This window comes from Candidatus Harpocratesius sp. (genome assembly GCF_054039255.1).
In genome coordinates this window covers 105056-118229 of sequence record NZ_JBPLBG010000071.1, presented here as the reverse complement: position 1 = coordinate 118229, position 13174 = coordinate 105056, and the positions used below count along the sequence as shown (strand labels likewise).

Sequence of the window (13174 nt, the reverse complement as noted above, 5' to 3'; positions counted from 1 at the left end):
CCGAATTCCAAAATTTTTTTGATGATCTCGCTTTTATTTTCTTGATATGCCACAAGTGCAATTTGAAATTCGCGATCAACAAGGATTATGCAGAATAGGGCGATTTAAATCTGGCAAAATTTTCTATTATACTCCAAATTTGATTTTTCCAATAAATGAATTTGAAAATCTTTCATATAGCTTAAAAAAAGAGAACTCTTCTTCATCAAATCAAAACTCTTTACGATTTGAAGATTACAAAAATTTAATTAAAAACACCACGCATTCTTTTTTAGCTTCCTTAACAGTTGATCCTTTAGGATTATTTTCAAATAATAATTTTATCTCTCCAGAACATGAACAATCTTATCAAATTATTGAAAATCTTGATCTTTTCGGAGTTTATTCTATTAACAAATTAAAAAATACTGAATATCCTTCATCTTCTCAATCATCTATAAACACATTAAACTATAATCTTTTGCATCTTCCTAATTCTTCTCTTTTTCCAGATAATACAAAAATGCATTTTCATGTATTATCTGCTAATTTTCCAAATACTGATTATAATCGATATGAATCTTATGAAAAAGCTCTTATTCAACATCGATTAGATTTTTATTCAAGCCAAATTCTTGCTCAAAATCTAGATGATTTTTTTATTTTAGAAATTCCCTTCACTACGCAAAAATCCATCATGAATTTGTATTTATCTTGGGTTCAGAATCATCAAGATCAATTATTTGGATTAAAATTTACTAATATTTTTCGCAATTTAAGAAATCAATTAGAAATTTTAGAGTGGATTTTCACATTTAAAATGCAAACTTCTCCAAATTTGATGTGGATCGCTGGAGGACAGATTTTTCCTCAAAATTATGCTTTAGCTATATACTTAGGATTTGATTGTATTGAAACAAATTCCCTTTTTTATTATTCTTATCAAGGTTTATACATTACTTCTCAATCATCTCAATGGCTACGCAATCTTCAATTTCCTCCTTGCGCTTGTCCAGCATGCCAACATTTGGAAAGACTGGTTCCTGGAACAGGTTCTGAAAACTTGGAGCAGTTGCATTTGATTTTATATCATAATATTTTTACTGCTCGCACAGAAATTCGACGTATAGAACAGTATCTAAGTGAAGGATCACTTCGATCATATTTGGAAGCTCAAACTCATACAAAACCTGAATTTGCTGCTATTGTTCGACTTATTGATAAATATTATGCAAATGAAATTAATTCACGCTATAAACTATGTAATTCTCATAAAGTCGATTGTATTGGAGTTGAATCATATTTTCGACCTGAAGTACAAAATTTTATTCAACGTGTAAAAAATGAAATTACTCCTGCTCAAAAATACCAAATTGTTGTAATTCTTCCATGTGCAGCAAAAAAGCCATATTCTCAATCAAAATCTCATCAATATTTTAGGAAGGTTATCCGAAAAACGATGGGAAAAGAATTTTATTCACAAGTACATCAAGTCATTATCACTTCACCTTTGGGGGTAGTCCCAAGAGAATTAGAGCACATTTTTCCTGCAGCTCATTACGATATACCTGTAACTGGTGATTGGGATGAATATGAGATTAATTTGACTGGAAAATTACTTGCAAATTGGCTTAATAAATATCAAAATATTAAAGATGAAAATACTGGTAAAGATCAAAATACTGGTGAAGATGAAAATGCTAGTAAAAATAATCACCCCTTAATAATTGTTGCTCATGTTCATGGAGGATATTACTCAGCGTGTAAAGTAGCTGAAGATAAATTGAAATTGGAGTCAAAGAATATCATTTGGAGATATACTTTAATTCAGGAAGAATCTGCTTCGCCATCATCAAAAATAGGATTAAAAGCCTTAGAAAACACTCTTAATGAAATCAAATTATCTTGGGTTTTGTCAAAAAAAGATCAAATAACAAATAAAGATAAACAATCTAAAAAAATTTTAAAAAAAAATATATTTCAATCTCTCACTGAAGCAGAAATTATGATTCGAGCCAATTTAGATTATCAATTTGGTAAAGGTGCAGGAGACTTGTTTATGGATACAGGAATAATTGTAAATAAATGTCGTAATCCTCAATATTTTGAAGTATTCACATATGATGGTGCTGGAAAATTTCAGATTGGGCGACTTCACACTAATTCTGGATTTCTTAGGCTCACACCTCGTGGTGCACAACGTTTAATTTCTCATGGTCGGAATTTTGTCAAAATTACTGAACCTACTATGAAAGGAACAACAGTTTTTATACCAATCTTAGACAATATGGATTCATTATGTCACCCAGGAGATGAAGTAATTGTTTTAAATTCCAATAATGAATATCTTGGAGTAGGGGAATTAATTCGAGCTCCAGCAGATTTGAGAAATATAAAATATGGTTTAGTTTGTAAACTGAGAAAAAAAGTTAAAGATCAACACTTTTCCACTTCTTCTACTGATGTAGACTTACTGAAGGAGATTGAACAATGAATTCTGAGAAAAGACTTCCATCTGCAATTTCTTATCTGCGCGAAGAATTGCAGTATTTACGCCAAAGACCATTATCCAAGCAAAAAAAAGCAAAAACGCACCGATTTTCAAAACCCGTTGCTAGTTTTTCAAAACCTGATAGGCTCAAATCTGGAATGGGAACAGAGATTACATTAATCTTTCGATCTCGCGCTTGTAGTTGGGCAGGTTCTGCATCGGGAGGTTGTACAATGTGTGGATATTGGAATGATCGAGCTGAAGGCGATATTACATCAGATCATTACTGGTTACAATTTATTTCAACAATTGAGAAATTTAAATCGCTTTTAGAAGATCATAATGAAAAAATTGTGTTTAAGATGTTCACTTCTGGAAGCTTTTGTGATCCTAAAGAATTGGATGAAAAACTTCAACTGAAAATCTTGCAGAAACTCGCAGATTTCGAGTCAATAAAAGAAATTGTCCTCGAATCGCGTCCTGAGTACTTGACCTCTGATCTATTAACTAAATATAGACAAATTATTCAAGAAAAGTACTTGGAAATCGGTATTGGTATTGAAAGTAGTTCTGATTATATTCGTGCCAACATAATCAATAAAGGATTTAATTGGAGACAAATAGTTCAGGCAGTTGAGCGGGTTCATGCTCACAATTTTGGTGTAAAAGCCTATTTACTCTTTAAACCTCCATTTCTCTCAGAATATACTGCTTTAATGGATTTATTTCAATCAATACGAGATTGTGTGCAGTTAGGAGTGGATACAATCTCCATCAATCCAACAAACATTCAGCAAAATACAGTCTGTAGCGTTCTCGCTTCTCAAAATCAATTCCGATCTCCATGGTTTTATTCACTATTTTGGATAATAAAGCATGCCATTTCTCAAGAAGAATTAAAACATATAAGATTGCTCTGTGATCCAAGTGCTGCGGGTAAAGAACGTGGAATTCACAATTTTTACAGTCATCATCCATCTAATTCAGAAGCAATTGATATTCTACAAAAATTTGTTAAACATCAAGATCTCTCTATAATTCCTGAATTAATTAATGATAAGGAATCATTGGTTAATTATAACAGATACCGCACTGAAATATTATATAAATGGAGTTAATTAAATTAGGAACCATGATTTTAATATTTTTTTTTTCCAAAATAGAATATTCCATTTGTCAAATGTCCATTCATTGTTTTAAATGTTGATGTATCTGCAATGATTAATTGAAAATTTCTCACAAGTTTGAAAATTTCTTCTTCTGAGTGATGTCTAAAAACTCCTCCATCTGGTAATTCAAATATTCCATAATGCTGATATTTTTTTTCAAATTTCAAATATCTCTCTCGATTATATATATTTGGCGTAATTAAAAAATCATTCATGTACAAATAACCCCCTGGTTTTAAAACACGCCAAATTTCGCTCATGGTTATCTGCTGTTGCTTTTTGAAAGGAATGCAGGTAAATAAAGCTAATGCGAGAACGGCATCGAAAGATTCGTCTTTAAATGGAATTTCTTCTGTAATCAAGTGATTTAAATTCAAATAAGGATGAATTGATTTTCCTCTAGCAATCATTTTTTCAGAAATATCTATCCCCACAGTATTTTGATATCCTTCATTATATAAGGAAAATAGTGTTCTGCCGTATCCACAGCCAAAATCGAGGATTCGTGCATCTTTAGGTAGATATTTGGAAAATACTTCTATTTGAAAAGGAGTGGTGAATTCTTTCTCATCTGCAACTCCATTCCAATATTTTCTTTGATTTTTTATCATAATTGCAATCTGCTCTCAGCTGCAAAATACACTTCCTATGCACATATTTTTATGAATCCATAAAAATTATTCGATAAAAATTGAAATTAAACAAATCGCAACAAGAATTAGGTAATTTTAATTGTTTCTTCATTTATCAGTTTCTTGAATAGAAATAATCTTTTCTGTCTTCCATCCTTTAAAATCTTGATTTTCTGAAGTTGTAGTAATTTATCCACATGATATTTTACAGAATTACGTTTGAGTCCTGTTTTTTGAGCAATCTCACTTGCTGTAATTCCAGGTTTTTCATCAATCATATTTAGAATTGTGCGTGTCATTACTGATTTTTCGATTTTTATCATCATTTTAAGATTTTTAGGTATATGATCTCGCAGAAAAAATAAGCAAAATTGACCTTCATATGTTCTTTTTATCAATCCATACTGTTCAAGAATTTCCAAATGCCACGACATTTGTCCTGCACTTAAATTTAGCCGTCTTTTTAGCGCATTAAAATGAATACCAGGTTCTCGGGAAATAGTTCTAATCAGGTTTTGTCGATTTTCGTTACTTAAAATATCTTTACAAGATAGCCTGTGGATCCCTCTATTCTCGTTAATTCGATTTTCTAACCAAGAATTTGCTTCATCTGTAGTAAAAATTGCAATTATTACTGTTATAGATACAGCAAAAATAAAAATAAAAATAAAAACAATACTCCATTCTGAAGAAGAATTAAAAACTAACGAATCTCTTCCTTCATCTAATGGTAAGGTGTTTTTGATTTCATTGAAAAATATAGAAGGAAAAAGAAAATAAAATGCTAAAATGATAATAGAAATAAAAATAAGGGTGATAAAATGAGATCGAAAACTTGTAATGTGAATTTTTGAAGCTGATCTTGATTTTAATATTCTTTTTTGGTAGTAAATCACAGATTTTTCCATCCTATAATCTTATTCCATATAAATCGATAAATTTGAAAAAAAAAATAGTTCTTTCTACTGTAAATATATATCGTTGCGTATCAAATAAATGCTGGGGGATACTTTTTGAACTATTTTTTCATAAATTCCTTATTACGGATATCAAATGAAGTGTGAAAAGTGATAATTTTTTGATTTTTCTTGGGAATCATTTTTATTGTTATACCCCTCAATCTTGTTATGAAAGCTTTTTCACCCTTTTCACATCGGTTGATTAGCATTGATACTGCAAAAGGCTTTGGTATTTTTATTATGATTCAAGTTCATCTTTTTACCCAGGCTATCGCTCGTGGCGATCCTGCTGTATTTGTTCCAATAGTATCTCAAATGTCGATATTTCTTTGGATTATGCTTTTTCCATTAATTATAATGAGTGTCTGGGGTAGTATTTTTACTGTAATGACATGCTTGATAATCACAATTCAAATGTTCAGCAAGTTAAATTCTTCAAAACGAGACTATTGGAAATTTATTTTAAGGAGAATTTTAACTGGTGCTTTAATATTAATTCTATACTCTCAAGTTCGGAAATTGTTTGGTATTCGCAATACAGAGTCGCGATATCGCACCATAGGTTCAATTGAACTTGTATTTTCTAGTGATACAATCGATTCAATTGTGTTTGTAGGGGTCCTTATTCCAATTTTGCTATGGTTCATACTTTTAATCCCCAAATTATGCCAACCTATTCCCTTTATTCTTTTTTTTACAAGTCTTGGTTTAGGTGGATTAGTTTTTAGTCCTTATTTTATTCGTTGGGGTCACATTCTGATTGAATTATTAAATTCAAAAGGTTGGTTCATTTCAGAATGGATTCTTTCGAAATTTATATATGGCAGGTTTAAAATCGCCCATACTTTTAGTTTTGGTTGTATGGGGGTAATCTTTGGATATATGATTTATAAACGCATTTCAGCTAAGCAATTACTAAATTCTGCTGCATTATTCTTTGCTACCATGATGATTCTTTTAGGAATTGCTGTATTGATCGATTGGCATTTTCTCCTTCATTTTGCAGATACAGATATTCCACTTCCTGTTCAATTCTTTAATTTAGGAGGACAAGCACTTTTATTGTCAATTTTCATAAGTCGACTAGATTATGGATCAGAATATTCAAGAATTCGGGCTGTAAAACGAACTTTATGGCTCCGTCGATATGGTGTTGTCTCATTTACTGTATTTACTATTGGTCGATTAGTTGGTGATGGTGTTTATTGGCTATTTTTACGTTTGTTTGGTCCTTCTATCGGATATTCTGATTTAGGACCTCGTCTTAATTGGAATACAGCGCTAATTTGTTTATTCTTGTTTACAGTTATTATATCATGGGAAATTGTTTTGCGCCTATGGGAAAAATTGGGCTATTATGGTAGCATGGAATTCTGGATTTCTCTGATTCTTATTATTTTCCGATTTCGTAGTCGTTCTTCGCTTGATATTGCGTCAAAAATATATTATTATAAAAATCTTGAAGTAACTGGAGATTTTAAGGGAATTCACGAACGAGAATCACCCATTATCTTCAATAAATAATATTTACTTTTTTCTTATTCTTTTTGGCATATATCCTGTATCATAACCTTGTAATAATTTTAATTATTATAAATTGAATTTTTCTCACACTTAACAAGATCAGAGTGAATAGTGTGGATAAGTGAAAATTAGTTTGAGAAGTGACAATTTCGCGTATAAGTATGGATATAGATTATGAGAAAAAATGCTTTATAACAAATGACTTATTGTCTATTCACCGATTTCGATAGAAATTAATTCAATTGAATTTAGAGGGTGTCTCCTTCCCTACTTAACAAGGGTATTCTCTCACTAAATAATTAACGCATTTGAATTAAATATCAGCAAAATTCATATTTTATGCGCTACTTCCATACTTAACTCAAAGTTAGTTTAGTTGATGCATTATGGTAAAGGTGAGAAATCCTAAAGAAATTGAAGACATGGTTATTCGTGGGGACTACAAGCAAAAACGTATCTTTTCTATCGTAGCTCATATTGACCATGGAAAGACTACTACCTCAGACTTTTTGCTTAAAAGAGCAGGGCTTATGCGACCAGAGGATGCAGGAGCCATGCAAGCAATGGATTCTGATGATGAAGAACAAGCACGAGGTATTACAATATTTACTTCGGTTGTACTACTCGCTTTCGATGATCCTCGCAAAAAAAATGAAGATCCTTATATTTTCCAAATTAACGATACTCCAGGGCACCTTTCATTTACAGGAGAAGTCTCACGAGCCCTCCGAAGTTCTGACGGTGCTATTTTACTCGTCGATGCTTTAGAAGGGATGATGACCCAAACTGAGACCAATATTCGGCTCTCTGTTGGAAATGAAATTTGTAAACCCGTAGTTTATATTAACAAGGTTGATCGTTTGATATCTGAATTACGTTTGGAACCAAAAGAAGTTTATGAACGAGTAGATGCAATTATAAACGATGTAAATAATTTGATTCGTGAATTACAACCTGAAGGTGTTGATTGGACCGTTTCTTTTGCAAAAAGCCAAGTTGCTCTCGGATCTGCCAAGCATGGTTGGGGATTTACCATGGAAATTTTGCAAGAGCGTAAGATCAAGCCTACTTTTGTGTTTGAAAAATATAAAGAAGGCGATATTGAATTCTTGCGCAAGAATTTGCCATTAGATGATTCATTATTGCGGATGGTTATTGATCATTTGCCTGATCCAATCCAAGCCAGTGCTTATCGTTTACCCAAATTGGTAGAAAATGTTGACTTTAATTCTGAATTAGGTAAAGCTTTGACTTCAAGCGATCCTAAAGGTCCTTTAATGGGTATGATTGCTAAAGTGTTTATTGATCCTAAATCATTCCGCCCAACATTAATCGGTCGTGTATTTTCTGGAACTCTTCGACAAGGTGACAGCATTTATTTAGTCAACCGTCGCGAAAGTTATAAAGTTAAGCGTTTAGGTGTAATGGAAATCACTGATTTACTTGATATGGATCAAGTTCCTGCAGGTAACTTATTCGCCCTCTTTGGATTCATTTGTCCATCTGGTGAAACTTTCGTTGCAAAAGAATATGCTGATACCTTTGAAGATAAGGGAGAACTACCTCGATTTGAAAGTATTAAATATTCTTGCGAACCGGTTGTTTCGCGATCAATCACACCAGTCGATCCTCAAGATTTAGGCAAACTCGGAGAAGTTACCTCTAAATGGCTCATGGCTGATAATACTGCTAAATTTTCGTTAAACAAGGAATCAGGCGAGTATATTCTTAGTGGAATTGACCCATTGCAGATTGAAATTCTTACAAAACGAATCGATCGACAGGTAAAGATCAAAGTTGGTGAACCAATTATTGTATACCGGGAAATGGTTACAAAGAAATCCAAGCCTTATCATACCAAATCACCAAACGGTCACAACAAGTTAATCTTGTATGTTGAGCCTTTAGATCCTATTGCCACACAACTCGTTTTAGACGGTGAATTAAATGAATTAATGGATGCTAAAGCAATGTCTAAAATTTTACGAGAAAAAGCAGGTTGGGATGCAAAAGAAGGTCGAAAGATTTGGGATGTTTATGAAGGTAACATTCTTATTGATGGTTCCCGAGGTTTACAGCGTTTAGATCGTATCAAATCATATTTAATCAGCGCTTGGCGTGAATGGTGTTCAAACGGACCATTAGCTAAAGAACCAGTAATGGGTGTTAAAGCAGTCTTTACTGATGCAGATGTCCACGTTGACCCCGCCCACACTGGATACTCTGAAATCGCAACCATGACTACCGCTGCACTCTCTCTAAGTTTCCTAGATGCAGATCCAAAATTATTTGAACCTATTCAAAAATGCGATGTTAAGACACCTAATGGAACTGAAGGTGGAATTATCAAAGTTTTGACTCAACATCGAGGAATTATCGAAGAAATTTTACCCGATGGTGCATATATGCGTGTAAAAGGAAAATTGCCTGCAGAGGAATTATCAAAAGGAATTGCAGATGATTTTCGTGGTGCTACACAAGGTCGGGCTTTCTTTGGATATGAATTTGCCGGTTTTGAGCCAATTCCACGAGCGTTGATGAATCAATATATATTAGAGATTCGTAAACGTAAAGGAATGGCAGAACATTTGCCAGATGGTTCTAATTATCACCGATTTATTTACGTGCGAACTTAATCGCTTTTTCTTTAATATTTTTAATATTTTTTTCTTTTTTTTTGAGGATAAATTTATCCTTTTATCCTTTAATTAAATAAAATTTTCTCATATTTTTACATTTTGAAGTGAGAATATTTGATTTAAAGTGCGAATAAGTTTTTTCCTTGTTGCAATGAGTTTTTCCTAATTTTTCAAAGCGGTTCAACAAGTATCCACACAAATTAATAAATGCCTATTACCTATCAAATAGTCTATTTGATAACCAAAACCATTTTTAATTGAAAAAATTGTTGTTGAAAGCACTGATACAAATATATAAATAATCGAAACGTTAAAGATAATCTTACATAATGCATTAGAATGTGTGCATCATGAAAAAGGTTCGATTTTACAAACAAAAATCAAGATTGGGATCGTCTGAAAAAATATTTATTCCTAAATCAGAACTTCGCGTTGAATATATCGATAAGATGGATAATTTATCAAAATATGCCGATTCTATAGACTTAATATTCACAAAATTGTATGGGAATGAATATCCATATAAGATGAAAAACGAAATTGTAAAATTCGGCCCTGATTCACGTATTATTGGAATTTGGTTTGGTAATGTTTTAATCGGGTATTCTGGATTTGTTCATGATAAGGTACATAATAGGGTCGAATTTGGTCGCTTAGTTAAGCATCCCGATTATAATTTCAACATTATGGTGATGGATCAATATTTAAACCACATTATCGAAGAGTTGCATCGAGACGGAGATAAAATTCTTTTTGGAACTACTCGTTTATGGATTACATCTGCCTATTTGGAATTATTGCAATTTAAAATGTGTGGAAGTATGATTCTTCCTCTTCATATAAGTAGTACGTGGGATAATACAACATGTTATCCATATTTCGGTGTTTATAATCTTCCTTTGAGACATCGAATTGCAAATACACACCAAATTCCAAAATGGGTTAGAAATCTGTTTATTCATTGGGATGATTTATTTAGTTCTTTTAATTGGGGGCTTCCAGAAACTGCAATAGAACAAGATATAATTGAAATGGAATTTCTCCCAGAAATCTCTAATGATGAAATGAAAATGAAAGGGGGAAAAATGTTTTACGTACCATGTATAAATAGCCTTAAAATAAAAGAAAAAGTACATTCTTTGTTAAAAGAAGGATACGTTCTAAGTGCATTTTATCCATCTTGGTATAAAATTAATTTAACGAATAATTTAGCGAGTAAATCAACTAATAATACAACGAGTAAATCAACTAATAATACAACGAGTAATTCAAGCAACAATACGATCGATAATGCAAGCGATAATATAAGAGATAATATGACTAATAATACATCATCTTATGTCAGTATTCTTCTTTTGGTTAAAGTATCTCACGCAATCCATAACTTTCCTAAAAATTTTGCACTAAGTGCCATCCACTATGATTTTGCAAGAGAACATTTTTGTAACCATCAAGGAATGGATTTACTATATAATAAGCCCTTTAATCAACTATTTCGTAGAAGAAAAATGGGGTTGTTGCGCCGAACTTCAATTAAATTTTTCGATAGATTTTATCAAGTTAAAGTCCACAGTTTGTTTGATGAACATTCAGTAAACAATTCTGTGGCACAAATTTTCAAGTGAGGTATTATCATGCAAGTAAATTCTGAAACTATGCTTTGGTTTCTGCGAGGAATTTTTTTAGTTTTTTGTGGATTGATCACAATCGTTATGGGAGTTTTAGGGTTTAGGACTTATAAGAAAGATTCAAAATATTTAGCCAATATTTTATGTTCTGCTTCATTTTTCAGCTTGTCATGTTCAACTATGATATACCTTCTCACTCTTTTGGGATATATGATAAGTAGCTTTTTTAGTGCATTTTTATATAAATTATTGTTTGTTTTTATTATCTTGACCTTATTTTTGCTCAGTACGACTTTAGCGGTGTTTTTCAAGGGTCCAAACTTTGTTTTTCTTCCGCGAAATCGAATTTTTCTTTTAATCGAAGCTGGATTGTCATTTATTTTACTTTTTCTTCCAATTAACTTTCCTATGCCTCCTGATTATTCGATTTGGACGCGAGAATTTACAATCACTTTGGTAATCTTTGTAGGTTTTTATTCTTTACTCATTTTATTTCGATATGTTAATGTTTATCAACAACTTAGTGGTGAAACAAAACATCAATTTTCTATTTTTGGATTTGGAATTTTTCTGCTTTTAATTGGGCTTTATTTTGTTATTTATGGTATGAATTTAAGTTCCCTCTTTGCTTTAATACTGGGGTATTTACTTTTAATTATGGCCGTATTTTTGTTGTATCGAGGAATATCCAACAAGGCGGAACAATAGCATTAAGCAATAGTGGAAAAGAATAATACTAAACAATATCATTAAACGATAGCTTTAAACAATAGATCTAAACAATATTACTAAACGATAGCTTTAAACAATATTACTAAACAATAGCTTTAAACAATATCATTAAGCAATTTTCTAAATCTATAAGAATAATACTTTATTGTGAAATTAAGAAAAAAGTATAATAGAGAAAGGTTCAAGAAAAAGCGTTTTATTTTTTCATTTATTATTCTTTCATAATTATGAGCATGATTCAAAAAGGAAAAGCATTTATCTATGGAAAAAATGTGGAATTTCGACCCTTAGAAAAGGATAATTTACAAACTATACGAAAGTGGATTAATTCTATTGATTATCGCCGTTATTCGAGAAATGAATTTCCATTACTTAGTGAAAAACATAATTCATGGTATGAAAGCTTGATAAAAACTAATGAAGATATTATGTTTACAGTGTGGCATACAAAAACTGAGCAATTAATCGGTGATGCAAGTGTATATAATATTAATAAAATTTATAGAAATGCAGAAATTGGATTTGGAATTGGCGAAGATGAATTTCTTCGTAAAGGATTTGGAACAGAAATTGTATTTCTTTTATGTGATTACAGCTTTAAGGAGTTAAATTTGCATCGGATTTATGCGACTGTAATTGCTGAGAATACTGGATCAATTAAGTGTCTTGAGAAGAATGGATTTAAACAAGAAGGCATTTTCCGGGATGATGTATATATTGATGGCAAATACATTGATAATTATCGATATTCAATTTTAAAGGATGAGTGGTTTAGTAGAGTTATAGTAAATAAAGTTAATTAGAGTAGAGTTAATTTAAGTGAAATTAAGTTAAAAAAAATTAAGTAATATGAAGTTAAGCAAAATGAAGTTAAGCAAAATGAAGTTAAGCAAAATGAAGTTAAGCAAAATGAAGTTAAGCAAAATGAAATTAAGTCAAGTAAAACTAAAAAAAATAAAAAGTGAGTTAATTCAAGTTTTTAATGTTTACAAAATATAACCAGAGTAACCAATACAATAATGCTAAATAACATAAAGAGAGAGTATCTTGGATTTTTTGAAATATTTGCGTTTATTTTCTTTAGCATCATTAAAAACGACATCGAATTCTCTTTGATTCTACAGATATATATTGAAACATGGAGTTCCTGAGTAAACTTTGTTGATTTATCAATGTATTCACAATCATTTGTGATTTAATTCAAATTATCAACCGTGACAATTTTTTTAAAGAAATTTCACAAATAATTTCAACTTCACTTAATAATTAAAATTTTTGTAGCTTCATGAATCAGCAAATTATTTAAAACCAGGCCCTATTAGAAACATAGAACGACACACAAAAGAATCTAGATGAATTATTATTCCTATACAGTACAAAATCTTGATATTTAAATTTCTTCTGGAATCATATGTGTGATC

Annotated in this window: 9 protein-coding genes; 7 read left to right on the top strand and 2 right to left on the bottom strand. The window is 31.3% G+C overall.

Features of this window, described 5'->3' with window-relative positions; all coding sequences use genetic code 11:
- Positions 1-46: 46 nt before the first annotated feature.
- Together ACXLDF_RS15730 and ACXLDF_RS15725 are read left to right on the top strand one after the other, a co-directional pair.
- Positions 47-2473 (top strand): DUF5591 domain-containing protein, encoded by a 2427-nt coding sequence (locus ACXLDF_RS15730; RefSeq protein ID WP_457559503.1) that lies wholly within the window; start codon positions 47-49, stop codon positions 2471-2473.
- Positions 2470-3588 (top strand): archaeosine biosynthesis radical SAM protein RaSEA, encoded by a 1119-nt coding sequence (locus ACXLDF_RS15725; RefSeq protein WP_457559502.1) that lies wholly within the window; start codon positions 2470-2472, stop codon positions 3586-3588. Before ACXLDF_RS15730 ends, ACXLDF_RS15725 begins: the two co-directional genes overlap by 4 nt.
- 20 nt (positions 3589-3608) lie before the next feature.
- Here ACXLDF_RS15725 and ACXLDF_RS15720 read toward each other — a convergent pair whose 3' ends face one another.
- Together ACXLDF_RS15720 and ACXLDF_RS15715 are read right to left on the bottom strand one after the other, a co-directional pair.
- Positions 3609-4250, bottom strand: a complete 642-nt coding sequence (locus ACXLDF_RS15720) for a class I SAM-dependent methyltransferase (RefSeq protein WP_457559501.1) — start codon at positions 4248-4250, stop codon at positions 3609-3611.
- A 107-nt stretch (positions 4251-4357) separates the two neighbouring features.
- Positions 4358-5179, bottom strand: a complete 822-nt coding sequence (locus ACXLDF_RS15715) for a winged helix-turn-helix transcriptional regulator (RefSeq protein ID WP_457559500.1) — start codon at positions 5177-5179, stop codon at positions 4358-4360.
- A gap of 219 nt (positions 5180-5398) precedes the next feature.
- Between ACXLDF_RS15715 and ACXLDF_RS15710 the strand changes: the two genes are divergently transcribed.
- The 5 genes from ACXLDF_RS15710 (at position 5399) to ACXLDF_RS15690 (ending at position 12556) form a co-directional block, all read left to right on the top strand.
- Complete coding sequence (locus tag ACXLDF_RS15710; RefSeq protein ID WP_457559499.1) at positions 5399-6754, top strand: hypothetical protein; 1356 nt, start codon at positions 5399-5401, stop codon at positions 6752-6754.
- 386 nt (positions 6755-7140) lie between these two features.
- A complete protein-coding gene (locus tag ACXLDF_RS15705; protein ID WP_457559498.1) occupies positions 7141-9390 on the top strand; it encodes a GTP-binding protein in 2250 nt (749 codons plus the stop codon).
- A 353-nt stretch (positions 9391-9743) separates the two neighbouring features.
- Positions 9744-11018, top strand: coding sequence for a hypothetical protein (locus ACXLDF_RS15700; protein WP_457559497.1), 1275 nt, complete (start codon positions 9744-9746; stop codon positions 11016-11018).
- A 9-nt stretch (positions 11019-11027) separates the two neighbouring features.
- Complete coding sequence (locus ACXLDF_RS15695) at positions 11028-11729, top strand: hypothetical protein (RefSeq protein WP_457559496.1); 702 nt, start codon at positions 11028-11030, stop codon at positions 11727-11729.
- A 251-nt stretch (positions 11730-11980) separates the two neighbouring features.
- The gene (locus ACXLDF_RS15690) at positions 11981-12556 is read left to right on the top strand and encodes a GNAT family N-acetyltransferase (RefSeq protein ID WP_457559495.1); all 576 of its coding nucleotides are present in this window, start codon (positions 11981-11983) and stop codon (positions 12554-12556) included.
- The last annotated feature ends 618 nt before the right edge of the window (positions 12557-13174 follow it).

Bases quoted from the DNA above. Each gene is read 5' to 3' on its own strand.
- ACXLDF_RS15710 (WP_457559499.1), top strand. From the start codon at position 5,399: ATGAAAGCTTTTTCACCCTTTTCACATCGGTTGATTAGCATTGATACT.
- ACXLDF_RS15730 (WP_457559503.1), top strand. From the start codon at position 47: ATGCCACAAGTGCAATTTGAAATTCGCGATCAACAAGGATTATGCAGA.
- ACXLDF_RS15695 (WP_457559496.1), top strand. From the start codon at position 11,028: ATGCAAGTAAATTCTGAAACTATGCTTTGGTTTCTGCGAGGAATTTTT.
- ACXLDF_RS15705 (WP_457559498.1), top strand. From the start codon at position 7,141: ATGGTAAAGGTGAGAAATCCTAAAGAAATTGAAGACATGGTTATTCGT.
- ACXLDF_RS15690 (WP_457559495.1), top strand. From the start codon at position 11,981: ATGAGCATGATTCAAAAAGGAAAAGCATTTATCTATGGAAAAAATGTG.
- ACXLDF_RS15700 (WP_457559497.1), top strand. From the start codon at position 9,744: ATGAAAAAGGTTCGATTTTACAAACAAAAATCAAGATTGGGATCGTCT.
- ACXLDF_RS15725 (WP_457559502.1), top strand. From the start codon at position 2,470: ATGAATTCTGAGAAAAGACTTCCATCTGCAATTTCTTATCTGCGCGAA.
- ACXLDF_RS15715 (WP_457559500.1), bottom strand. From the start codon at position 5,179: ATGGAAAAATCTGTGATTTACTACCAAAAAAGAATATTAAAATCAAGA.
- ACXLDF_RS15720 (WP_457559501.1), bottom strand. From the start codon at position 4,250: ATGATAAAAAATCAAAGAAAATATTGGAATGGAGTTGCAGATGAGAAA.